The organism is Streptomyces armeniacus, from assembly GCF_003355155.1.
In the GTDB taxonomy this organism is placed as follows: domain Bacteria; phylum Actinomycetota; class Actinomycetes; order Streptomycetales; family Streptomycetaceae; genus Streptomyces; species Streptomyces armeniacus.
Window position 1 is genome coordinate 6,470,858 of record NZ_CP031320.1, and the last position, 22,009, is coordinate 6,492,866.

Consider the following 22,009-nt stretch of genomic DNA (forward strand, 5'->3'; position numbering starts at 1 on the left):
GCGGGGCCGCGGACGCGGGGAGCCGTACGTACTCCATTGCAGTGAACGCAACGCACGTTGCGTAGGGCGCCGCACGGCGGGAGGATGTGCCGCATGACCGCCCCCGCCGCGCCGTCCTCGCCGCCGCCCACGCCGTCCGTACTGGACCTCGCCCCCGTCATCCCCGTCGTCGTCCTCGACGACGCCGCCGACGCGGTGCCCCTGGCCCGCGCGCTCGTGGCGGGCGGGCTGCCCGCGATCGAGGTGACGCTGCGTACGGACGCGGCGCTCGACGCGATCCGCGCCATCGCGGCGGAGGTCCCGGAGGCGGTGGTCGGCGCGGGCACCGTCCTCACCCCCGAGCAGGTACGGGCGACGGCGGACGCGGGCGCGCGGTTCCTCGTCAGCCCCGGCAGCACGGAACGGCTCGTGGACGCGATGCAGGCGTCGGAACTGCCGTTCCTGCCGGGCGTCTCGACCGTCTCCGAAACGCTCGCGCTCCTCGAACGCGGCGTCGCGGAGCTGAAGTTCTTCCCGGCGGAGGCGGCGGGCGGCGTCACGTTCCTGAAGGCCATGGCCGCACCGCTGCCGGGGGCGCGGTTCTGCCCGACCGGCGGGATCAGCCTGGCCACCGCGCCGGACTATCTGGCGCTGCCCAACGTGGGCTGCGTCGGCGGCTCCTGGATGCTGCCCGCCGACGCCCTGGCGGAGAAGGACTGGGCGCGGGTGGAGCGCCTGTCGGCCAAGGCGGCGGCCGTACGCCCCGCTTGAGGCGTACGGCGCGCCTGAAGCGTACGCCGCGCCTGAGGCGTACGGCGCGTGCCGCGGCTCGTGGTCAGCGCAGGTGGCCGGTGTCGTTGAGGAGGCGGAGCGACGCGTTCCCGTCCGCGTAGTACGCCACCGCCGAGATCGACGCCGCCGACAGTTCCATCCGGAACAGCGCCTCCGGCGGGGCGCCGAGCGCCAGCCGGGCGAGCGTCTTGATCGGCGTCACGTGCGTGACCAGCAGCACCGTACGGCCCGGGTAGCGGGCGAGCAGCTTGTCGCGGGAGAGCGCGACCCGGCGGGCGACGGCCGTGAAGCTCTCGCCGCCGCCGGTCGGTTCGGCCTTCGCGGACGACAGCCAGGCCGACAGGTCGTGCGGGTGCCGCTCGCGTACCTCGGCGAACGTCAGGCCCTCCCACGCGCCGAAGTCCGTTTCGCGCAGCCCCTCGTCCGTCCGTACGTCCAGCCCGAGGCGCTCCGCGACGACGGCCGCCGTGTCGCGGCAGCGGCGCAGCGGCGAGCTGACGACGGCCTGTACGGTGCCGCGCGCCGCGAGCGCGGCGGCGACGGCCTCGGCCTGGCGGCGGCCCACAGCGGACAGTTCGGGGTCGGCGCCGCCGCTGCCCGAGAAGCGCTTCTCGGGGGTGAGCGCGGTCTCGCCGTGCCGCAGCAGGACGAACGTGGTGGGCGGCCCTAGGTCGGGGCCCCAGCCGGCGGGCGGCGCGGCGGGCTTGGCCGCTGCGGCCGGCTCGGCCGCGTCGGGTTCCGTGCCGGCGGCGCCCACGGCGGTCGCGCCGCCAGGGCCGCCGGCGCCGCCCGCGCCGCCCGCGTCCAGCTCCGCCGTGGAGGCGGCCGGTGACCACCGCTCGCCGCGCTTGCCCGCGTCCATGGCCTCGTTCGCGAGCCGGTCCGCGTGCTTGTTCTTCTCCCGCGGAATCCACTCGTAACGCACCGAATCCGGCGGGAAGATGCCCTTCGCCTCGGCCGCCAGCGGCCGCATGTCCGCGTGCTTGATCTTCCAGCGGCCCGACATCTGCTCGACGACGAGCTTCGAGTCCATCCGCACCCGTACGGTCGCCGCCGGGTCCAGCTCGTACGCCGCCCGCAGCCCGGCCACCAGGCCCCGGTACTCGGCGACGTTGTTCGTCGCGCGCCCGATGAACTCCGCGGCCTCCACCAGCGTCGCGCCCGTCACCGCGTCCTTCACCACCGCGCCGTACCCGGCGGGGCCGGGGTTGCCGCGGGAGCCGCCGTCCGCCTCGACGAGGAAGCTGCGGGCCGCCGTCGCCGCCATCAGAGGCCGGACTCGGGCGTACGGACCAGGATGCGGCGGCAGTTCTCGCACCGCAGGACCGCGTCCTCCGCCGCCTCCCGCACGTCGTTGACCTCGGTGATGTTGAGCTCCAGCCGGCAGCCCTCGCAGCGCCGCTGGAACAGCTTGGCCGCGCCCACACCGCCCTGCTGCTCGCGGATCTTCTCGTACAGCTTCAGCAGGTCGGCGGGGAGCGCACCGGCCACGACCTCGCGCTCCTTCGTGGCCATCCGCACCTCGTGGTCGATGGACTCCAGCGCCAGATCGCGGCGGCCCTCCGCCTCGGCGGTCCGCTGCTGCACGGACTCGACCCGCTCGGTCAGCTCCGCCGCCCGCTCCTGCGCGGACTCGCGGCGCTCCATGACCTCCAGGACCACGTCCTCCAGATCGCTCTGCCGCTTCGCCAGCGAGGCGATCTCGCTCTGCAGGCTCTCCAGATCCTTGGGGTTGGTGACCATGCCCGAGTCCAGCCGCTGCTGATCGCGTGCGGCGCGCTGGCGCACCTGGTCGACGTCCTGTTCCGCCTTCGTCTGCTCGCGGGCGGTGTCGCTCTCCTCGGTCTGCGCGGCGACCAGCAGGTCGCGCAGCTGGCTGAGGTCGGCCTCCAGGGTCTGGATCTCCTCGTGCTCGGGCAGGCTGCGGCGCTTGTGCGCGAGCTGCGACAGACGCGTGTCGAGATCCTGTACGTCGAGGAGGCGGATCTGATCGGCGGGCGCGGCGTTCAGTTGGGGGCTCCAGTGGTGTTCGGTGTGGCTGTGGCGGACGGCGCCGCGTGGGCGGTCCAGGGGTCGGTGACCGTACGGGAGACGTGCGTGCGCAGGCCCCACCCGTTCCGGTCGGAGATCGCGTCCAGCTGTGCGGCCGCCTGCTCGCACCACGGCCACTCGGTGGCGAAGTGGGCGGCGTCGACGAGCGCCAGCGGCGACTGCTCGCGTGCCTCGGAGGCGGGGTGGTGCCGCAGGTCGGCGGTGACGTACGCGTCCACGCCCGCGGCCCGTACCTCCGCGAAGAGGCTGTCGCCGGAGCCTCCGCAGACCGCGACCGTACGCACCGTACGCGCGGGATCGCCCGCCGTACGGACGCCCTGCGCGGTGGCGGGCAGCGCGGCGGCGGCGCTCCGGGCGAACTCCTCCAGCCGTACGGGCCGGTCGAGTTCGCAGATCCGGCCGAGCCCGCGGCGGCCCGCGGGGTCGTCCGGGTCGGGCACGAGCGGCCCCACCACGCGCAGGCCGAGCGCGCCCGCGAGGGCGTCGGAGACGCCGGGGTCGGCGCGGTCGGCGTTGGTGTGGGCGACGTGCAGCGCGACGTCGTTCTTGATCAGCGTGTGCACGACGCGGCCCTTGAACGTGCCGGCGGCCACGGTGGTCGTACCGCGCAGGTACAGCGGGTGGTGCGTGACGAGCAGCTGGGCGCCGAGCGCGACCGCCTCGTCGGCGATCTGCCGCACCGGGTCGACGGCGAACAGGACCGTGGTCACGTCCGCGTCCGGGTCGCCGCAGACCGTACCGACCGCGTCCCACTGCTCGGCGCGCTCGGGGGGCCACAGGGCGTCGAGCGCGCGGATGACATCGGAGAGTGCGGGCACGGGTGAAAGGCTACCTTCCACCCGTGCCCGCACGTCGAGCCGTCATACGCGGTTGCCGGGCCGGGGCGCGGGCCGGGCTCGGACCGGCGCGGGGACCGGGCTCGGACCGGCGCGGGGACCGGGCTCGGACCGGCGCGCGGGCCCGCCCGCGGGTCACTTCACCAGGTGGCGGCGCAGGTCGCCGAGCACGCGCTCGGCGGCGGTGACGCCGAGGCCCAAGTACCAGGTCTCGTCGTCGACATCCTCGGCCTGACCCGCCTTGACCGCGCCGAGGTTCTTCCAGAGCGGGCTGTCCTGGGCCTTGTCGCGGTCGGTGGCCTTGGGGTCGCCGTAGGCGCCGGTGAAGATCCAGTCGGCGTCGGCCTCGTCCATGCGCTCGGGGCTGATCTCGGTGGCGAGATCGTAGACCTGCTGGTTCTTCGGCCGGGGCAGGCCCGTGTCCTTGAGGATGGTGCCGATGAAGGACGCGCCCGCGTACAGCCTGATGGTGTCGGGCATGTAGCGGACCATCGAGACCGTCGGCTTCTTCCCGTCCTCGCTCTTCTCCGCGATGTCCTTGCCGAGCTGCGCGGCCTTCTTCTCGTACGCCGCGAGCTTCGCCTGGGCCTGCGGCTTCCTGCCGAGGGCGGAGGCGTTGAGGAGGTAGTTCTCCTTCCAGGTGAAGCCGGGGCGGATCCCGAAGACGGTGGGCGCGATCTGCGAGAGCTGCTCGTACTTGTCGGCGGCGCGCAGCTGGGTGCCCAGGATCAGGTCGGGCTTGAGGGCCGCGATGGCCTCGAGGTTGAGGTTGTTGATCGTGCCGACGCTCTTGGGCTTGCCCGCCTGGTCCTCGAGATAGCTCGGCACGGCGTTGTCGCCCTCGGTCGGCGCGAGGCCGACCGGCTTGACGCCGAGGGACACGGCGTTGTCGAACTCGCCGACGTCCAGCACCACGACGCGCTTCGGCCGCTCCTCGATCTCCGTCTCGCCCATCGCGTGCGTGACGGTGCGCGGCCACTCGCCGGGCTTGGCGTCGCTGCCGAACGACGCGGTCTTCCTGGCCGCTTCGGCGAACTCCTCACCGCCCTGCGCGACCTTGTCCTTGCCGCCGCTGCCGCCCTTGGACTTCCCTCCGCCGCTGTCCGAGGAGCCACAGGCGGTGAGGGTGAGGACGGCGGCGAGCGGGAGCGCGACGACTGCGGCGGCGCGGGTACGGCGGCGGGTGCCGTGCGTGCGTATCAGCATGGGTGAGCTCCGGGGACGAGCGGGGGCGAACGGGGAACGAGCGGGAACAGGCGGAATCAGCGGGGAACAGGCGGGGGCCGGCGGGGACAGGGGAATTACCCATTCACTTAGGTTCCCCTAACCTTACCGTGGCCCCCGCAGCACACAGACCCCGCCCCTTTCAGCAGAACCGTTACAGCACCATCCTTATGTGTGAAGGCCCTCAACTCGCGTTGTTCGTCTGGAAGTGCGAGCCCTAGCGTCGTCGCTGGAGGTGATCGCGTCATGACTGTCTGTGCAATCGAGATGGCCACAGGCGACGGAGGCGACAGAAGCGACAGAGGGCCCGGCAACAGGGCCGCGGGGCGCGCCGGTTGTGTGATCTCGGCCGACGGCGCGTACGCCGCACGGCTCACGCTGGCACCCGGGACGGCGCACGGGTGGTACCCGGAGCGGTGGACGCTCGACGGCCCGGAGCCGTACGCCGTGCCGCTCCCCGGCGGCCGGCCCGAGCACCCCGCCAGCCAGGTGCTGCCGCTCGCCGACGGGCGCGTGCTCATCGCCCGCCGCGTGGAGCGCAGGCACCAGCTCGCGCTGCTCTACCCCACGGGGCCCGGCACCGGCGAAACGCCCCTGGGCGGCATCGACTCGGAGCGGCTGACGCTGCTGCCGCCCGCCCCCGGCGGGCAGCTCGCGTACGCCCTCGTGCCCGGCGCGCACTCCACCACCGTCTGGCTGGTGGCGGGCGGTGCCTACGGCCCGCAGCAGGTGGCCGCCGTCTCCGGCCGCTGCACCGGCGGCGTGTGGCTGGACCGGGAGGGCCGGCTGCTGGTGGTCGACCGCACCGAGCGCGGACCCGGCGCCCGTACGACCACCAAGGCCGTCGCCGTCGACCTCGGACGCGGCGGCGAGACCAGCCCGCTGCTCCAGATCGCCGAGGACAGCGACGACCGGCTGCTGCTGGCCGACCCGGACAGCGGGCTCCTGCTCGTACGGTCCGACGCGCCCACGCCCGGCGAAGGGCGGCTCGGCTGGGGCGTGCTGGGCAGCCACCGGCCGGTGCGCTTCCCCGAGGCGCTGCGGCCGGAGGGCGTCCGGCTGACGCCGTTCGCCGTGCAGCCCGGCCACGCGCTCCAGCCGGAGAACTGCGCGGTGGCGCTGCGCGCGGAGGGCCCGAACGGGACGTGGATCGCCGTGTGGCGGCCCGGACAGCGGACGCTGCGCCATGTCGCCGCGCCCGACGGGTGGTTGAGCTGCGCGGGGCTGTGGACGGCGGACGGCGAGCTGCGGCTGCCGTACGTCACGGCGCAGACGACGTGCGGGGTCGCGCGGGTACGGGCCGGTGCCGGCGGGCCCGAACCGGGCGGCGGCAGCGCGGACTTGGGCACGGACACGGGCACGAGGGCGCTTACGGGCGCGGGTGGCGGCCCCGGCGCCGGCCTGCGGCTGCCCGCCGGGGCCTTCCGTACGGTCGCCGTGGCGCGGCGGCAGGGCACCGCGGGGCCCGCGGACGTGGCGCTGGGCCGGGTGGAGGCGGTGACCGCGGAGGCCGTCACGCGTACGGACACGGACACGCGTACGGGTGCGGACGCGGACGCGCGGGCTCGTACGAGACCGGGCACGGTCACCGTCACGGCGGCCGGCACCGCGACGGCCGCCTCTGAAGCGGAGGTTGAGGCGCGGGCCGAGAGCCGGAGCCGGAGCCAGGTCGAGGCCCAGGCCCCGGCCCAGGCCGACACCGGAGCCGGTGCCACCCCGCCCGGCGGGCCGTTCCCCTGGACCCGTTCCCCCGATTCCCCCCGAGGTCCCAGGCTCAGAAGGCGTTACGCCACCAGCTCCCCGAAGGACTCCTCCTGGTCCTGGCCGAAGCTGAGCACGTCGTCCTCGCGCAGCCGGCGCAGCGAGCGCCAGATGCTGCTCTTCACCGTGCCGACGCTGATGTTCAGTATGTCCGCGATCTCCGGATCCGTCCGGCCCTCGTAGTACCGCAGCACGAGCATCGTGCGCTGCAGTTCGGGCAGGCGGGCCAGCGCCTGCCACAGCACGGCGCGGAGTTCGGTGCCGCGCATCGCGTCGTGGTCGGCGGAAGGCGTCTCCGGGAGCTCCTCCGTCGGGTACTCGTTCAGCTTGCGCCGGCGCCACGCGCTGATGTGCAGATTGGTCATGGTGCGCCGCAGGTAGCCCCCGACGGCGGCCTTGTCGGTGATCCGGTCCCAGGCGCGGTACGTCGAGAACAGCGCGCTCTGCAGCAGGTCCTCGGCCTCGAAGCGGTCGCCGGTCAGGTGGTAGGCGGTGGCGTACAGGGAGGCCCGGCGCTCGCGTACGTAAGCTGTGAACTCAGCTTCCGAGACGCTGCCCCGTTCGTCCCCCGTGGCCTCCCTGTACTCGCCGTTCCCCCGTGTCCCCCCGCGAGCCTCTCCCCCGAGGCCCTCCACCGCAGCGATGTGCGATGGACGCTTACGCCCGGTGCCGCGAGCGCACCCCCGCCCGCCCACAGCACCGGACTTCTCCGCGATCCGGACAGCGGCCTCACCCGTGGACGCGTTCCGCGCCGCGGGAACCGCGGGGGTGTGCAGACGCGTGTGAATCACTGCGCTGGTCGGTGTCCTGTGCAGTGCGTTCATGTCGCGCCTCCCTCGTGGAGCTGCCGGTCGCTTGCTCGTGGGGAATACATTGCCGAGCCAGTTTCATGACGGGGTCGCCCGAGTGTCACAGGCCTGTCACAGGGGCAGGCGCCTCCTTCCCCCGCCGTTCTCCGGGCCCTCCGCGCACTTGCCCGGACCGCGCGGTCGAAGTCGGAGGGGGCCATGGGACAGAATGGCGCGCGTGGCTTTCCTGTTGCTGATCGAGGATGACGACGCTGTCCGTACCGCCCTGGAGATGAGTCTGACCCGCCAGGGCCACCGCGTGGTGACCGCCGCGTCGGGCGAGGACGGCCTGAAACTGCTGCGCGAACAGCGTCCGGACCTGATCGTGCTCGACGTGATGCTGCCTGGTATCGACGGCTTCGAGGTGTGCCGGCGCATCCGGCGCACCGACCAGCTGCCGATCATTCTGCTCACCGCGCGCAGCGACGACATCGACGTGGTCGTGGGCCTGGAGTCCGGCGCCGACGACTACGTCGTCAAGCCGGTGCAGGGTCGCGTGCTGGACGCCCGTATCCGCGCGGTGATGCGGCGCGGCGAGCGGGAGGCGAACGACTCGGCCTCCTTCGGCTCGCTCGTCATCGACCGGTCGGCGATGACCGTCACCAAGAGCGGCGAGGATCTGCAACTGACGCCCACCGAGCTCCGGTTGCTGCTGGAGCTGAGCCGGCGGCCCGGCCAGGCGCTGTCCCGGCAGCAGCTGCTGCGGCTGGTCTGGGAGCACGACTACCTCGGTGACTCGCGGCTCGTCGACGCCTGCGTGCAGCGGCTGCGCGCGAAGGTGGAGGACGTCCCCTCGTCCCCGACCCTGATCCGTACGGTGCGCGGAGTCGGCTACCGGCTGGACGCGCCCTCGTGAGCGACGCTCCCTCCGGCCGGCTGCGCGGCCGGATGCTGGGCATCCTCCCGACCCTGCGGCTGCGACTCGTCGTGGTCTTCGCGCTGGTGGCGCTGACGGCCGCCGTGTCGGCGTCCGGCATCGCGTACTGGCTGAACCGGGACGCCGTCCTCACCCGCGCCCAGAACGCCGCGCTCAACGACTTCCGCAAGGCCATGGAGGACAGCGCCGGGCAGCTGCCGCGCAAGTTCGGCTGCGACGAACTGCAGGACGCGGCGGTCCGCATGTCCGACTCCACGCAGAGCTACGAGGTGGTGCTGCTCGGCACGGACCGCGACGGCAACCGCTGCAACGTGAGTTCCGACACGAACGACTTCACGATCGAGGACGTGCCCGCCGAGCTGAGCCGGGCCGTCGACAAGAAGCGGCCGGTCGACGACGCGAACGACTACCCGTACCACCTCTACTGGCAGCGGATCACCAAGGGCGAGGAGCCGCAGCTGGTCGGCGGCGCCAAGCTGATAGGCGAGCAGCCCACGCCCACCGGCTACATGCTCAAGTCGCTCGCGCCCGAACGCGACGACCTCAACTCGCTCGCCTGGTCCCTGGGCATCGCCACCGGCCTGGCCCTGATCGCCGCGATGCTGCTGGCGCAGGCCGCGGCCACGACGGTGCTGCGCCCCGTACGGCGGCTCGCGGACGCCGCGCGGCGGCTGGGCGAGGGGGAGCTGAACACGCGCCTGAAGGTGTCCGGTACGGACGAACTGGCGGACCTCTCCCGTACGTTCAACCGGACCGCCGAGTCCCTGGAGAAGCGGGTGGCGGGGCTGAGCGCGCGCGAGTCGTCGTCGCGGCGGTTCGTCGCCGACATGTCGCACGAGCTGCGGACGCCGCTGACCGCGATCTCCGCGGTGACCGAGGTGCTCGAGGAGGAGCAGGACAACCTCGACCCCATGATCGCGCCCGCGGTCGGGCTGGTAGTCAGCGAGACGCGGCGGCTCGGCGACCTGGTGGAGAACCTGATGGAGGTCACCCGCTTCGACGCCGGAACGGCCAAGCTGGTGCTGGACACCGTCGACGTCGCGGACCAGGTGACGGCCTGCATCGACGCGCGCGCCTGGCTCGACGCCGTCGAACTGGACGCGGACCGCGGCATCATGGCGCGGCTCGACCCGCGCCGGCTCGACGTCATCCTGGCGAACCTGATCGGGAACGCCCTGAAGCACGGCGGCTCCCCGGTGCGGGTGTCCGTACGGACCGGCTGGTCGCAGACGGGCGAGGCGCAGCTGCTCGTGGAGGTCGCCGACCAGGGGCCGGGCATCCCGGAGGACGTGCTGCCGCACGTGTTCGACCGCTTCTACAAGGCGAGCGCGTCCCGGCCGCGTTCGGAGGGCAGCGGCCTCGGGCTGTCGATCGCCCTGGAGAACGCGCACATCCACGGCGGTGAGATCACGGCGCGCAACGCCCAGGAGCCGGACGGCGGCGCGGTGTTCACGCTGCGGCTGCCGCGGGACGCCAGCGGCCTCGCGGCGGCGGGCGAGGACCGCGACACCGACCGGGACGGCGGCGACGACGGGGACGACGGGGACGAGAACAAGGGGAACGAACGATGAGTGCGCGCCGCGGCCGCCTCGCGCGGCTCGCCGCGACCACGCTGGCGCTCGGTACGGCGGCCACGCTCCTCGGCGGCTGCGGTATCCGCTCCACCTCGGTGCCGGTGGACGCCGGTGCCGCGCCGTCCCGGGTGGCCTGCATGATCCCCGGCGGCGGCGAGACACGCGCGGTCCCGGACGGCGCGGCGGCACGCGTCTACCTGGTGTGCGGCTCCCGCGTGGCCCCCGTGCACCGGCTCGTACGGCTCCCCGAGAAGCGCCCCGACTTCGTACGCGCCCTCCTCGACGAGCTCCAGGACCCGCCGGGCCCGGAGGAGGAGTCGGCGGGCTTCGAGAGCGCCGTACCGCGTGACCTCAAGATCACCGAGGGCCGGGACGGCGACCCCGAGAACGCCCTGCGGCTGAGCACACCGCTGGACAAGCTGCCGCGGTACGCCCTGGCGCAGATCGTGTGCTCGTACGCGGACACCGGCATCGCCGACGACGACGGCACCGTGGTCCTCGGCGGGCCCGCGGACGACACCGCGCACCCGCTGCGCCGGTACGAGTGCGACACGGCGCTGCGGAGGAGCCCGGAAGCGGCGGAGACCGCCGGAACCACCGTGTAGCGGGTCACACCCGGCAGCGGAACCGCACGCACGGGGCCGGCGTCCTTTTCCCCGTGCAGCGTCATGGCCACAGCGGCGTTCCCGTGTCCCGTATCCGTGCAGCAGGTGCCGCCCTGCTCGCCGTGCATCTGCTGGTGGTCGGGTGGATGACGCTGCGTCCGCGCTCGGTGCCCTGGGTCTGCCCGACCAACCTGCATCCGTTCGCCACCATCCGCGCCGACCTGGACGGCGGGCCGCAGGCCGCGCTGGAGGGCATCGGCGGCGAACTGCTGCTGCTGGCGCCGCTGGGCGTGCTGCTGCCGCTGGCCGCGGGGCAGCTGCAGCGGCGGCTGCCGGGGACGGCGCTGCGTACGACGCTGGCGGGCGTGCTGATCGCGCTGGGCCTCGCACTCGTACAGACGGGCGTGCCGGGCCAGGTCGTGAACATCGACGCGATCATGCTGAACGCCGCCGGCGTGGGCCTCGCGCACGTACTCCTCTACCCGCTGCTGCGGTCGCGGCTGCGGCGCGGCGGCGCGAACGGCCGCGGTGGCCGCAAGGACCAGATGCGGGTCAGTCTGCGGGATGAGGGCGCTCAGGGTCCGACCCCGAGAGCCCCCAGGGTCGGGATCGCACCCTAGTCCGACGACTCGCCGGCGGGGCGTGCCTACGGTGGAAGCACAGCCGGCCACCCGCGACACCGAAGGAGTCCACGCCATGTCGACCGCGCTTGCCCGCCCCCGTGACAACCGGATGATCGGCGGTGTGTGCGCTGGACTGGCACGCCGCTTCGGCACCACCCCGACCACGATGCGGGTCATATTCGTGGCCTCGTGCCTGCTGCCGGGCCCGCAGTTCCTGCTCTACCTCGCGCTGTGGATCTTCCTGCCGAACGACCAGGAGCGCACGTCCTGGTGACGGCGGCGGGCCGCGCCCGGCGGACTGCCTGTGCCGGTGCGCGGCCCGTGCGTGACGCGCCGTACGTGATGCGCGGTACGTGACGCGCCGCAGGTGATGCGCGGTACGTGACGCGCCGCAGGCGATCCGCCGTACGTGATGCTGCTCGGCTGGTGCGTGATGCCGCTCAGCCGAGGGGCAGGCCGCCCGTCGGCAGGCCGCCGCCACCGGTGAGCTGGCCGACCAGCGGCAGGCCGCCCAGCAGCTCGCCCGCGTTGTCCGTGGAGAGGTTCCCCAGCGGACCGCCCTGCTCCGAGCTGTTCTCGGCGAGCCGCTCCTTCGACACGACGTCCTCCGGGGTCGTCGGCACCTTCCCGATCGCGCCCTCGCCGAACAGCGCGTTCTGCACGGGAGCGGTGTCCTGCACCAGGCCGTTGACGACGCCGTGCACGGGGGCCAGCGGACCCGACAGGTCGGCGGCGGACGCGGGACCGGAGCCCGCGGCGACGAACGCGGCGCCGAGCGCGGTGACGCCGAGGGTCTTGATGGTTGCCTGCTTCATGAGTACGTCCCTCAGTGGTGGTGGCTTGGGCAGCTCTGGGAACGTAGCCACACATCCTGATCGGTCACAAGCAGGTCAAAACGACCGAGCCGGGCGTGTCACCGCCGCGCCCCGGCCGCTCCGCGACCGTGCCGCCTCAGCTCTGGGACTCGCCGGAGCCGCTGGTCAGCGGCGGTTCCGGGGCCGCGGCGTGGAACAGCCACTCGGCCTTCAGCTCGGCGTACCCGGGCTTGATCACTTCATTGATCATGGCGAGCCGTTCATCGAAAGGGATGAACGCGGACTTCATCGCGTTGACGGTGAACCACTGCATGTCGTCGAGCGTGTACCGGAACGTCCGCACCAGGTGCTCGAACTCGGTGCTCATGCTGGTGCCGCTCATCAGCCGGTTGTCGGTGTTCACCGTCGCCCGGAAGTGCAGCCGCCGCAGCAGCCCGATGGGGTGCTCGGCGTACGACGAGGCCGCGCCCGTCTGCAGGTTCGACGTCGGGCACAGCTCGAGCGGCACACGCTTGTCCCGTACGTACGAGGCGAGGCGCCCGAGCTTCACCTCCCCCGACCTGGCGGCGGAGACGCCGGACGGGCCGCCCTCGTCGCCCTCACCGGAGTGGGCGCCGTCCGGGACGTGGATGTCGTCGATGATGCGCACGCCGTGCCCCAGCCGGTCGGCGCCGCACCACTGCAGCGCCTGCCAGATGGACGGCAGCCCGAACGCCTCGCCCGCGTGGATCGTGAAGTGGTTGTTCTCGCGCTTGAGGTACTCGAACGCGTCCAGGTGCCGGGTGGGCGGGTAGCCCGCCTCGGCGCCCGCGATGTCGAAGCCGACGACGCCCAGGTCGCGGTAGCGGTTGGCGAGTTCGGCGATCTCCAGGGCACGGGCCGCGTGCCGCATCGCGGTGAGCAGGGCGCCCACGCGGATACGGTTCCCGGCGGCGCGGGCCCGCCGCTCGCCCTCGCGGAAGCCCTCGTTCACGGCCTCGACCACCTGCTCCAGGGTGAGCCCCTTCTCCAGGTGCTGCTCCGGCGCGTACCGGACCTCGGCGTACACCACACCGTCCGCGGCCAGGTCCTCGGCGCACTCGGCAGCCACCCGGGCCAGCGCGTCACGGGTCTGCAGCACGGCGCAGGTGTGGGAGAAGGTCTCCAGATAGCGCTCGAGGGAGCCGGAGTCGGCCGACTCACGGAACCACGTCTCGAGCCGGTCCGCGTCATCGGGCTCCGGAAGGCCCTCGTAACCGGTCTCGCGCGCGAGCTCGATGATCGTGGCCGGACGGAGACCGCCGTCGAGGTGGTCGTGCAACAGCGCCTTCGGGGCGCGGCGGATCTGCTCCGTGGTGGGGATGGTGATGGGGGTCTCGCTCGTCATTTCCGTACTGTAGCGCCTACGCGCGTAGATCGGCAGTGCGATATCGGGCCACCGCCGTACGTCCGTGTAGGCCCTGTCCTCCCGAAGCTGCCGCGAAGTGACAAGTAACTCAGCGTGTTGTTAGGGCCTTGGCTTCTGTGCGCGGTTGAGGAACCTCGCTGCTGGTGAGGGCGGCGAAGTCGGCGTGGGCCTGTTCGACGGCTTCGGGGTACGCCTTGCGCTTGGCGTGTTCGGCGAGCGCGCGGTAGATGCTGGCGACGGAGGGGTTCTGCCCCTTGCGCTTGCCGGTGGGGATGAACAGGTCGGGCTGGATCTGCTCGACGGACTCGCCGAGCGCCCGCCTGCGGAGCACGGTGTGCAGCATGTCGTCGGTGATGACGGGTGGTCGGCCGCCATGCTTGCCCTTGCGGGCCGCGGTGTCGAGCCCTTCCAGCGTCGACTCCCGGATGTTCTCCCGCTCGGTCTCCGCCATCGCGGCGAAGAACGCGAACAGCAGCTTGCCCGGGCCGGTGGGGTCGTAGATGCCGGGCAGTGGTCCGGCGAGCATCTCCAGGATGAGGCCGTGGGCGGTGAGGTGGTCGGCGAGCGCGGTGAGTTCGGCGGCGTCGCGGCCGAGCCGCTTCATCTCGTACACGGTGAAGATGACCCGGCAGTGCGGGGCGTGCGCCTTGACCTCCCGCGCGGTCTTCAGCGCCTCCTCGAACTGGGGGCGGACCCGGACGCGGGTGCTGATCTTCTCGCTGAAGATCTTGTCCCTGGGGATGCCGTGCTTGCTGAGCGCGTCGAGCTGGGAGTCGAGTTCCTGCCCGAGGGTCGAGCAGCGGGCGTATCCGATGCGGATGTCCGCGCTCGGCAGGTCCGGGTCGATGGGCGTCGGCGGCGGGGTGCCGGGGCGCCACGGCCGGCCCGGACCCCGGTCGGCCGGGGTCGGGATTCGCAGCGCCTTCTTGAGCCGGGGCACCATCGTGAAGCGGCGGGTGTGGTAGGCGGAGGCGACCGCGCCGCCGCGTGAGCGGCAGGGCGAGCCGGGCTGCGCGTCACACTTCGGACAGGCGTGCTATTCGACGTCGTCGGCGTCCGACCGGTCGGTTGGGGAAGGCTGCTGAGGGTCCGTCATGAGCCCGGATTCTCGCACAATGCAAGTCTCAGAAGGGGGTCCAACCGTTCTTTGAGTGAGAACGGGTTCCGAGAACCGATTCGAGGTTCCCGGGGGTCTGGCGACCCATTATCGATCTTGCTCGGGCAAAGGACCGTTTGTGAGAGTAACCCCGCGTACAGCTCTGGCCGTTGCTTGCCTTCAGTGAAGATCACCAGCGGTCGGCGGGCACGACCCCGGCCATCCGTTCGAGCTTCGCAAGCAGCAGCTTGCAGTCGGCGCCGCGTCGTGCGGTCCGCCGAGCGGCTGATTGCGGTACGCGCCGCGCTTGACCGACCACAGCCCGCGCCACACCGCATACGGCACCATCGCGTCCTCCCACCGGATGTGGCCGAGCCAAGGCCCAGCCGCCGCAGCGCCGCCGTGGTGGCGGACAGAGGTTCAGAGATGGGTTCTGCGCGTTCACCGTGCTTGTAGCAGGCCAGAGCGGCGATGGAGAAAGCGGCGCTGGAACGTCCCCGCACCTGGATGACGGGTGTGCGTCCGCGTCGGGCCCAGGTCCGTGCGGTGAGGAGGTGGTCAGATCGGCGCGAGTGTCTGGGACGTTCCCGCGGAGGATTCACCACCCAGATCCACCTCGTCGCGGACGGACGATGCCGACCCCTCGCCCTCGTCCTGACACCCCCTCATCCGCCCCTGCGAACTCACGAGCGACGGCGTAGTGGGCAGGCCGTCGCCCGAGACGAAGCGACGGACTGCCCTCTCACGCCTCTCCGGTGCGGCAACGTGAGAGGCGGGCGAGTTCGGCACTGTTTCTCGGATCGCGGGCCTCAGGCGGGAATGAGGCCGTGGGGGTCGATGATGAACTTCTCGGACGCTCCCGCGTCGAAGGTCGCGTAGGCGTCGGGGGCGTCGTCGAGGCTGATCACCTTCGTGTTGAGCATGGCGCTCAAGTAGGGCATGCGGTCCCACAGGATCGCCATCATCAGCTCGCGGTTGTAGTGCATGATCGGTGCCTGCCCGCCGGTGATCCGCGGCGACTTGATCCAGGCCGTGCCGAAGTCGAGCGGGTACGTTCCCTCTTGCTCGGCCTTCGACTTCGCGAGCGGGTCGGCGCCGTAGACGCCGATGACTCCGGTGGCTCCGCCCGCGCGGGTGGCGTCGATCACCTGGTTGATAGCGTAGGCCGGGTCCATGTCCTCGGCCTCGCGGCCGATGCCGTGTGCCTCGGTGCCGACGTAGTCGACTGCACAGTCGACCATGGGTTCGCCCAGGATGGCCTCGATCTGGTCGGTGAGCGCTGCGTCCTGGCTCAGGTCGATCGTCTCGCAGCCGTTCTTCTTCACCAGCTCCAAGCGGTCCTTGTGGTAATCGCCGACGATGATGCAGGACGCCCCGAGGAGGCGCGCCGCTGCTGCGCCGCAGCGACCGACCGGGCCGGCGCCGGCGAGGTACACGGTCGAGCCCGGCTTGGCACCGGCCTCCATGAGACCGTGGAACGCGGTGGGCAGGATGTCCGAGAGCAGCGCCAGGTCACGGATCTTGGCCATGGCCTGGTCCCTGTCCGGGAAGCGCAGGAGCTGGAAGTCGGCGTACGGGACGAACAGGTACTCGGCCTGGCCGCCGGTCCAGTCGCCCAGGTTGAAGCCGTACGCTCCGCAGGCCACCTTGGGGTTCGTGGTCTCGCAGACCTCGGTCCGGCGCGCCCTGCAGTTGCGGCATCGGCCGCAGGCGACGTTGAACGGGACGGAGACGAGGTCGCCCTCGCTGAGGAACTCGACGTCGGGGCCGACCTCGATGACCTCCCCGGTCATCTCGTGCCCCACCACCATGCCCTGAGGCACAGGGAAGGACCCGCGGTAGATGTGCAGGTCGCTACCGCAGATGTTGGTGGCGACGATCCGGAGGATGACTCCGTGCGGGGCCTTCTTCCCGTTCGGCATCTGAAGCTTCGGGAAGTCCAGGGACTCGACGCGCATGTCCTTCGGGTTCTGGAAGGTGACGGCGCGGTTGCTGCTTGCCATGACGATCTCCTCTGCTGATCCACGGGGACTCGGCCGTGGGAATGCCGGATGTCATTCGGTGGCTTGCGACTTCACTCGATCAGGCAGGTTGCAGTGCAGCGGCGAAGCGTTCGATGATCGCCTTGCAGAAGGCGGGGAGGTCCTGCGGGCCGCGGCTGGAGATCAGCTGGCCGTCGATCACGACCTCCTCGTCGACCACCTCGGCGCCGGCGTTGCGCAGGTCAGTACGAATGCTGGGCCAGGAGGTGAGGCGGCGACCGCGCAGCACGCCAGCCTCCGCCAGTATCCAAGGTCCGTGGCAGATGGTGGCAACGGGTTTCCCGGTCTCCACGAACTCCCTCACGAAGGCGACGGCGTCGGGATCGGTGCGCAGCTGGTCGGGGTTCATGGTGCCGCCGGGCAGCAGGAGCGCATCGTAGTCACCCACACGGGCGTCAGCGACCTTCTTGTCCACGGTAAAGGTTCCGGCCGGGTCGATGTCCATCTGGCGCGCGTTGATCTCGCCGGTGTGGAGGGAGAGGAGTTCGGCCTGCGCTCCAGCGCCCAGCAGTGCGCCGAGAGGCTGTTCGAGCTCGACGCGCTCAACGCCGTCCGTGGCCAGGATTGCGACCTTCCTGCCGTGCAGTTCGTTGGTCATGGTGCGTGGTTCCTTCCGGGGGAAGCTCCTATAGACCGTCAGCGGGGGACCGGTTCGGGCCCGTGCTGCCGCCGCTCAGCTGCCGTCGAGTTGGAGGAGGACCTTGGTCCAACCGTCCTCGCGGTGGCCGAAGTGCTGGTCGGCCTGCGGCGCCTGGTCCAGCGACAGCTCCTGGAAGACGATCCAGGACGGCTTGGACTTGCCCTGCTCGATCAACCCGCACAGCTGCCGTTTGTACGCCTTGACGTTGACCTGGCCCGTCCCCACGGTCTGGTGGGCACATCACCGTGGACGGAGTGCCGCACGGAAAAGCCTCACCACTTCCACTGTCTCACCCCCACAAGAGATGTCAAAAAGGGTCGAATCGCCATGCATGGCCGGTGATGTGCCGGTACCCGGCGTCGTGTATGCGGACCTGGTAATGATCCAGCCCGGTTTGTTCTTGGCGAACTGGAAAGTTTCCAACGAGCGGCCGCGCTGGGGTCTCCGCTGATCACGGCATGGCGGGGCCAGTCGTCAGAAGGCCGTCGCCGCAGCCTCGGCCACGGTCTGGTCCTGCTCACCGCTGCCGCCGCTGACGCCCACGGCGCCGACGATCCGGCCGCCGTGCCGCAGCGGGACACCGCCCGCGAAGATCATGACGCGTCCGTTGTTGGATGCGTTGATCCCGAAGAACTGCTCACCGGGACCCGCGTTGGCGGCCAGGTCGGCGGTAGTGATGTCGAAGGCCCGGGACGTGAAGGCCTTGTTGATGGAGATGTCGACGCTCCCGATCCAAGCCTCGTCCATCCGGATGTGCGCGACGAGGTTGCCGCCGACGTCGACGACGGCGATGTTGCTCGGCGGGCCGATCTCGTCGGCCTTGGCCTCCCCCGCAGCGACGACTCGCCGGGCGTCCTCCAGGGACACTGACTCCGTCTTGATGGTCATGGCAAGGTCCTTTCTGCTGTGGATACGCGGTTGTCGCTTGGTGTATTCCGACCCCGCGCGCCTCCGCCTACCTGGCCGAACCTCGCGTGCTCCGACGCGCACGGCAGGCCCACCCCATGACGGCCCAATCGATCGCCGGTGCGGTGATTCGGGCGCCGGCCGGGACCAGTCCGACGCGCCGGGCGTGGACAGGGAAGTTTGGTCTTCAGGGGAGTTTGTGGGCGAGGACGTCGAGTTGCTCGACGGACGGCGGTTGGGCGAACAGTTCACCGGCTCGTTCCGTCAGGGCGCTGCCCAGGCGGCCGGCGAGGTGGGCCTGGCGTGCGGCGTCGTGGGGGAAGGCGTCGAAGATGGCGAAGGTGGACGGGCCCAGGCGCACGGCGAACCAGGCGACGGTGTCGGGCTCCTCCTGCACGATGGCAAGGCCGTCGCGGAGAAAGGCGGCGACCTCTTCCTCTTTGCCGGGCTGGGCCTCGACCTGTACGTGCAGCGCGACGTTGATGTTGGCCATGCGGGGACTCCTTTCAGGTGCTCGCTCGCCCGGGAGCGGCCGGGCACTGCCGTGACCGGTTGGCGTCGAACGGGTCTCCTGTACGGCCGCGCCGATGCCTCATTTCACCTATTTTGTCACCTTTTGCGATTTTTTTGATCCAGCCGCCGGGGAGCGACGCCGGGCCCAGGTCTTCAGGATGCCGACCCAGCCGCACCGTCCGTCGCCGATCGGGCGGTTTCCGCCTCGGGCGCGGTCCGGGGGCCGGGCACCGTGGCGGCAAGGGCGAGGTCGAGGTGGGAGTTCATGTCCAGCTCGAACCGGCCGTAGGGGTTCACGTGCGTCCAGAACAGCGGGGACAGGGCCCGCCGGTCGGCGTCGGTGAGCCTCTTCTGCCACTTCTCCTCGCTCAGGATGTCCTGGAGCAGCAGGGTGTTGACGTGTACCAGCGCGGACTGGAGCAGGTGCAGGGCGAGCATGGATACCTCCTGGGACTCCTTGTCGGAGCCGGTCAGGTCGCCGTCCTTGCCGTAGAACAGATCGTGGTTGGCGCTGTTCCAGTTCTCCACGACCTGGAGGCCGTCGTTGATCTCGCGGCGCAGGTCGGCGTCGGCGAGGTAGTCGCAGATGAACGCCGTACGTACCGCCCGGCCCAGCTCCTCGATCGCCCGGTACGTCGGGTGCTTGGGCCCGCCGCGGGTGAAGCGCCGCAGGACCTGCTCGGCCTCGGCGGTGCCCAGGCGCAGGGCGGTGGTGTACTTCACGATCTGGTCGTACTGCTGGGCGATCAGGTCCCAGTCGATCGTCTTGGTCGACAGCACCGGCGCCAGATGCGGCCAGGTCTCGTCCTCACCGGCCGCCGGCCGGTACAGCCGCGCTGAGCCGACGTTCTTCAGTCTCGGCAGCAGGTTGAAGCCGAGCATGTGCGCGAAGGCGAACCCGACGATGGAAGCGCCGTGGGTGTCGGTGTACTGGCGGTCGATCTCTACGTCCGTGCAGTGCCGCAGGACGCCCTCGATCATGGCCGCGACCTCGGAGGCGGAGCAGGACTTGAGCTGGGAGTAGACGCACAGCGATTTCTTCTCGACGTGCCAGTAGATCATCACGCCGGGGCCGCGGTAGCGCTGGTGCCACTCGGTCATGAAGTTGCTGGACCAGGACCCGAACTTCTTCGAGTCCGACGCGCAGGCGGTGCCCTCGCCCCACCACGCCTGATCGCGGGCGGCGAAGGTGGCGTTGACCAGCCGGACCAGGGCGGCGCGCAGGTTGGTGCGGTTGACGAACAGGTGCCGCACGCGGCGCAGGACGGCCTCGCTCTCGCCGTGCTTGCCGGTGACCGCGACCCGCTTGATGCCCATGTTCGTGCCCAGCGCGAACAGCACCAGCAGCAGCCGGCGCCGCAGCACCGCCTTCGGGACCGCCTCCCTGGTGGCGACCGAGGCGAACTCGGACGTGAACCCGGTGGCGAACTCGGCCTCCTTCAGGATGTCGATCAGGTCGATGGTGCCCCACCGCCGCTCGATCTCCGCCTTCAGCGCCACCAGGTTCTCCGGCTCCACCTGCTTGCCCAGCGGCGAGACCTTGATCCACGGCTCGCCGTGCTTGCGGACGATGTCCACCCCGCCCGTCGTGCCCAGCTCCAGCGCGGTGTCGAAGCGGGTCAGGGACTCCCGCAGCCGCTTCTTCAGCGCGTCGATGAAGGCGTGGGGGTCCTGGGGCTGGCGGATCGCGTCGTAGTGCACGTCGCGGTTGTCCTCGAAGTCCGGCGGCAGGTCGTCCTCCGGGTTCTGCCACCGGCCCGCGCCCGGCACCCAGATCTCCCGGCGCCGCAGCGCGTCCCGCAGCGACACCAGCACGCACAGCTCGTACGGGATGCGCTCGACCCGGCCGCGTTCGTCCACGACCGCCTTGCGCCACTCCTCGCGTACCACCCCGGCCAGCGGGATCTTCTCCGACTCGTCGAAGAACGCGCCCTCCTTGGCGATGGGCTGGTCCAGGTACCGCTTCAGCAGGTCAATGGCGTCCATCACCGGCCGGTAGGCGGTGTTGTTGCACTTCAGCTCCAGCGCCCCGAGCAGCGGGGACAGCATCCGCCGCCAGTGCCCCGAGTACGACGACCGCAGCACCGTACGCACCCGCGCCCGGTAGCGGGCCTCGTTCGCCGCCGCCTCCGCAGCCAGCGCCTTGAGCGTGGACTCCCCGGCCACCGGGAAGATCACCCGGCGGACCGTGCCACCCGGCTCCGCGACCGCCGCCTCCGCCAGCCGCAGCAGGATGCCCTCCTTGCCGCGCACCCGCTTGAGGTCCTTGGTGAACTCGCCCTCGACCTTCTTCTCCGCCCGCGTGTTGATCCGCTGCACCAGCTGGATGAACAGCTCCACCAGCGAGTCGGTGATCTCTGTCTGCCGCACGTGGCACAGCGCGGCCAGCAGCGTGTACCGCACCGGTCCGGCTGCCGCCCGCAGGTCCGAGGGGTACTCCTTCGACGCCCGCCCCCGCCAGGCGGCCACCAGCTTCTCCGATACGTCCCCGAACAGCTCCGGCGCCAGCTCCAGCGCGCGCACCCGCTGGAGCTTGTTCACCTCCGCTAGGAGACTGTCCAGGCCCAGCGCACCGGGGTCCGCCTTCAGCTCGGAGAAGAACGACACGCCGCCGCCCGCAGACTCCTCGCCGCCGGCGTCCTCGGCGACCAGGTCGTCCAGCCGGGACCGGGTCGCCGCCGACAGCCGGCCCACCGTGGCCGCGCAGAACCGTTCCTCGAAGGTGCTGACCGCCGACCCCACCAGGCGGGCGATACGCCCCGGCGTCGGCGGCTCCAGCCGGTCCTTGCGGCAGCGGGCCACCACCGCCTCCGCCAGCCGGTCCCTCGACAGCTCCACCCCGCACAGCTCCACCGCCAGCCACTCGGCGAGCTGGGCCTGGTCCTCCGCGGTGCACTCCCGGAACCCGAACGCGCCCCGGATCTCAACCCGGTGCCGCTTGATCGCCCGCCCCGCCCAGTCGTACGCCGCCAACTCCCCGGCCAGCACCTTCACCTGCTGGGCCACGTACGCCACCGCCGGCGCCGGGATCTCCTCGGCGTTCTCCGGGAACCGTGCCTCCACCTCGAAGAACTTCAGCAACAACGCGAACCCCAGCCGGTTCGCCCCCGACTTGTTCCGCAACCGCTCCTGGTCCTCCTCCAGCAGCGTCCAGACCTCGATCAGGTCCTCCGGCTCCCACTCCTGCCGCACCCCGCGCTCCCTCCGGTCGTCATGACCGGACCAAGGTCGCCGAGCACGGCCCCCGATGAACCCAGAAGATCGAAAACGCTGACAAGCGCACCCCAGATCCGCTACAGAGAGCTACTTGTCACTTCGCGGCAGCTTCGGGAGAGCAGGGCCGTGTACGGCGGGTGACGGGTGCCGTACGGCGCCGGTACGTCCGCGGTACGGCGCGGCACGGGCGCCGCACGGGCCGGTTCGGGACGCGCGGGGGTGC

General features: G+C 71.4%; 20 protein-coding genes and 3 pseudogenes. 7 read left to right on the plus strand and 16 right to left on the minus strand.

The genetic code is table 11. The features are described from left to right. Positions 1 to 93 precede the first annotated feature (93 nt). On the plus strand, positions 94 to 750 hold the full coding sequence (locus tag DVA86_RS28165; RefSeq protein ID WP_208882507.1) for a bifunctional 4-hydroxy-2-oxoglutarate aldolase/2-dehydro-3-deoxy-phosphogluconate aldolase: 657 nt from the start codon (positions 94 to 96) through the stop codon (positions 748 to 750). A gap of 64 nt (positions 751 to 814) precedes the next feature. Here the strand turns inward: DVA86_RS28165 and DVA86_RS28170 are convergent, their stop codons facing one another. From DVA86_RS28170 to DVA86_RS28185, 4 genes are all read right to left on the minus strand, one after another. After that, the gene (locus DVA86_RS28170; RefSeq protein WP_208882509.1) at positions 815 to 2,038 is read right to left on the minus strand and encodes a bifunctional RNase H/acid phosphatase; all 1,224 of its coding nucleotides are present in this window, start codon (positions 2,036 to 2,038) and stop codon (positions 815 to 817) included. Next, positions 2,038 to 2,781 carry a zinc ribbon domain-containing protein gene (locus tag DVA86_RS28175; RefSeq protein ID WP_208885279.1) on the minus strand — a complete coding sequence of 248 codons (744 nt, stop codon included), beginning with the start codon at positions 2,779 to 2,781 and terminating at the stop codon, positions 2,038 to 2,040. The genes DVA86_RS28170 and DVA86_RS28175 overlap by 1 nt, the downstream gene beginning before the upstream one ends. Beyond that, positions 2,778 to 3,641: a Nif3-like dinuclear metal center hexameric protein gene (locus DVA86_RS28180; RefSeq protein ID WP_208882511.1), complete on the minus strand. Its 864-nt coding sequence runs from the start codon at positions 3,639 to 3,641 to the stop codon at positions 2,778 to 2,780. Before DVA86_RS28180 ends, DVA86_RS28175 begins: the two co-directional genes overlap by 4 nt. A gap of 153 nt (positions 3,642 to 3,794) precedes the next feature. Continuing rightward, positions 3,795 to 4,865: an ABC transporter substrate-binding protein gene (locus tag DVA86_RS28185; RefSeq protein ID WP_208882513.1), complete on the minus strand. Its 1,071-nt coding sequence runs from the start codon at positions 4,863 to 4,865 to the stop codon at positions 3,795 to 3,797. 264 nt (positions 4,866 to 5,129) lie between these two features. Here DVA86_RS28185 and DVA86_RS35605 point away from each other — a divergent pair. After that, positions 5,130 to 6,278 (plus strand): annotated as a pseudogene (locus DVA86_RS35605) (hypothetical protein); the annotation flags it as partial. A gap of 389 nt (positions 6,279 to 6,667) precedes the next feature. Here the strand turns inward: DVA86_RS35605 and DVA86_RS28190 are convergent. Then, entirely contained in the window at positions 6,668 to 7,468 is an 801-nt protein-coding gene (locus tag DVA86_RS28190) for a SigE family RNA polymerase sigma factor (protein WP_208882515.1), read from the minus strand. Between the two features lie 202 nt (positions 7,469 to 7,670). Between DVA86_RS28190 and afsQ1 the strand changes: the two genes are divergently transcribed. The 5 genes from afsQ1 (at position 7,671) to DVA86_RS28215 (ending at position 11,445) form a co-directional block, all read left to right on the plus strand. Beyond that, positions 7,671 to 8,348 carry a two-component system response regulator AfsQ1 gene (gene afsQ1 / locus DVA86_RS28195; RefSeq protein WP_208882517.1) on the plus strand — a complete coding sequence of 226 codons (678 nt, stop codon included), beginning with the start codon at positions 7,671 to 7,673 and terminating at the stop codon, positions 8,346 to 8,348. Continuing rightward, positions 8,345 to 9,940, plus strand: a complete 1,596-nt coding sequence (locus DVA86_RS28200) for a sensor histidine kinase (protein WP_281279329.1) — start codon at positions 8,345 to 8,347, stop codon at positions 9,938 to 9,940. Before afsQ1 ends, DVA86_RS28200 begins: the two co-directional genes overlap by 4 nt. Then, positions 9,937 to 10,548, plus strand: coding sequence for a hypothetical protein (locus tag DVA86_RS28205; RefSeq protein WP_245997287.1), 612 nt, complete (start codon positions 9,937 to 9,939; stop codon positions 10,546 to 10,548). The genes DVA86_RS28200 and DVA86_RS28205 overlap by 4 nt, the downstream gene beginning before the upstream one ends. Positions 10,549 to 10,631: 83 nt before the next feature. Further along, a complete protein-coding gene (locus DVA86_RS28210) occupies positions 10,632 to 11,168 on the plus strand; it encodes a VanZ family protein (protein WP_245997288.1) in 537 nt (178 codons plus the stop codon). A gap of 76 nt (positions 11,169 to 11,244) precedes the next feature. After that, positions 11,245 to 11,445, plus strand: coding sequence for a PspC domain-containing protein (locus DVA86_RS28215; protein ID WP_208882518.1), 201 nt, complete (start codon positions 11,245 to 11,247; stop codon positions 11,443 to 11,445). A gap of 166 nt (positions 11,446 to 11,611) precedes the next feature. Here the strand turns inward: DVA86_RS28215 and DVA86_RS28220 are convergent, their stop codons facing one another. The 11 genes and pseudogenes from DVA86_RS28220 to DVA86_RS28265 form a co-directional block, all read right to left on the minus strand. After that, positions 11,612 to 11,986, minus strand: a complete 375-nt coding sequence (locus tag DVA86_RS28220) for an ATP-binding protein (protein WP_208882520.1) — start codon at positions 11,984 to 11,986, stop codon at positions 11,612 to 11,614. A 136-nt stretch (positions 11,987 to 12,122) separates the two neighbouring features. Further along, positions 12,123 to 13,352, minus strand: coding sequence for an adenosine deaminase (locus DVA86_RS28225; RefSeq protein WP_208882522.1), 1,230 nt, complete (start codon positions 13,350 to 13,352; stop codon positions 12,123 to 12,125). Between the two features lie 109 nt (positions 13,353 to 13,461). Then, positions 13,462 to 14,316 (minus strand): recombinase family protein, encoded by an 855-nt coding sequence (locus DVA86_RS28230; protein ID WP_245997290.1) that lies wholly within the window; start codon positions 14,314 to 14,316, stop codon positions 13,462 to 13,464. Further along, a pseudogene (locus DVA86_RS36335) lies at positions 14,299 to 14,397 on the minus strand (zinc finger domain-containing protein); the annotation flags it as partial. The pseudogene DVA86_RS36335 and the gene DVA86_RS28230, both read right to left, overlap by 18 nt. 488 nt (positions 14,398 to 14,885) lie before the next feature. Further along, positions 14,886 to 15,017 (minus strand): annotated as a pseudogene (locus DVA86_RS36340) (IS630 family transposase); the annotation flags it as partial. Positions 15,018 to 15,278: 261 nt separating this feature from the next. Beyond that, on the minus strand, positions 15,279 to 16,472 hold the full coding sequence (locus tag DVA86_RS28240; protein ID WP_208882523.1) for an alcohol dehydrogenase catalytic domain-containing protein: 1,194 nt from the start codon (positions 16,470 to 16,472) through the stop codon (positions 15,279 to 15,281). Between the two features lie 79 nt (positions 16,473 to 16,551). Continuing rightward, on the minus strand, positions 16,552 to 17,109 hold the full coding sequence (locus DVA86_RS28245) for a type 1 glutamine amidotransferase domain-containing protein (RefSeq protein ID WP_184772824.1): 558 nt from the start codon (positions 17,107 to 17,109) through the stop codon (positions 16,552 to 16,554). Between the two features lie 75 nt (positions 17,110 to 17,184). Further along, on the minus strand, positions 17,185 to 17,376 hold the full coding sequence (locus tag DVA86_RS28250; protein ID WP_208882526.1) for a hypothetical protein: 192 nt from the start codon (positions 17,374 to 17,376) through the stop codon (positions 17,185 to 17,187). Positions 17,377 to 17,625: 249 nt separating this feature from the next. Further along, complete coding sequence (locus DVA86_RS28255) at positions 17,626 to 18,039, minus strand: GlcG/HbpS family heme-binding protein (protein ID WP_208882528.1); 414 nt, start codon at positions 18,037 to 18,039, stop codon at positions 17,626 to 17,628. Between the two features lie 205 nt (positions 18,040 to 18,244). Continuing rightward, positions 18,245 to 18,550 (minus strand): putative quinol monooxygenase, encoded by a 306-nt coding sequence (locus DVA86_RS28260; protein WP_030878133.1) that lies wholly within the window; start codon positions 18,548 to 18,550, stop codon positions 18,245 to 18,247. A 173-nt stretch (positions 18,551 to 18,723) separates the two neighbouring features. After that, positions 18,724 to 21,762, minus strand: a complete 3,039-nt coding sequence (locus DVA86_RS28265; RefSeq protein ID WP_208882529.1) for a Tn3 family transposase — start codon at positions 21,760 to 21,762, stop codon at positions 18,724 to 18,726. Positions 21,763 to 22,009: the final 247 nt, after the last annotated feature.

Excerpts from the sequence above, each read along its gene's own strand:
- DVA86_RS28220 (WP_208882520.1), bottom strand. The coding sequence starts at position 11,986 with ATGAAGCAGGCAACCATCAAGACCCTCGGCGTCACCGCGCTCGGCGCC.
- DVA86_RS28240 (WP_208882523.1), bottom strand. The coding sequence starts at position 16,472 with ATGGCAAGCAGCAACCGCGCCGTCACCTTCCAGAACCCGAAGGACATG.
- DVA86_RS28190 (WP_208882515.1), bottom strand. The coding sequence starts at position 7,468 with ATGAACGCACTGCACAGGACACCGACCAGCGCAGTGATTCACACGCGT.
- DVA86_RS28170 (WP_208882509.1), bottom strand. The coding sequence starts at position 2,038 with ATGGCGGCGACGGCGGCCCGCAGCTTCCTCGTCGAGGCGGACGGCGGC.
- DVA86_RS28225 (WP_208882522.1), bottom strand. The coding sequence starts at position 13,352 with ATGACGAGCGAGACCCCCATCACCATCCCCACCACGGAGCAGATCCGC.
- DVA86_RS28230 (WP_245997290.1), bottom strand. The coding sequence starts at position 14,316 with ATGGTGCCCCGGCTCAAGAAGGCGCTGCGAATCCCGACCCCGGCCGAC.
- DVA86_RS28215 (WP_208882518.1), top strand. The coding sequence starts at position 11,245 with ATGTCGACCGCGCTTGCCCGCCCCCGTGACAACCGGATGATCGGCGGT.
- DVA86_RS28165 (WP_208882507.1), top strand. The coding sequence starts at position 94 with ATGACCGCCCCCGCCGCGCCGTCCTCGCCGCCGCCCACGCCGTCCGTA.
- DVA86_RS28260 (WP_030878133.1), bottom strand. The coding sequence starts at position 18,550 with ATGGCCAACATCAACGTCGCGCTGCACGTACAGGTCGAGGCCCAGCCC.
- DVA86_RS28245 (WP_184772824.1), bottom strand. The coding sequence starts at position 17,109 with ATGACCAACGAACTGCACGGCAGGAAGGTCGCAATCCTGGCCACGGAC.
- DVA86_RS28255 (WP_208882528.1), bottom strand. The coding sequence starts at position 18,039 with ATGACCATCAAGACGGAGTCAGTGTCCCTGGAGGACGCCCGGCGAGTC.
- DVA86_RS28185 (WP_208882513.1), bottom strand. The coding sequence starts at position 4,865 with ATGCTGATACGCACGCACGGCACCCGCCGCCGTACCCGCGCCGCCGCA.
- DVA86_RS28205 (WP_245997287.1), top strand. The coding sequence starts at position 9,937 with ATGAGTGCGCGCCGCGGCCGCCTCGCGCGGCTCGCCGCGACCACGCTG.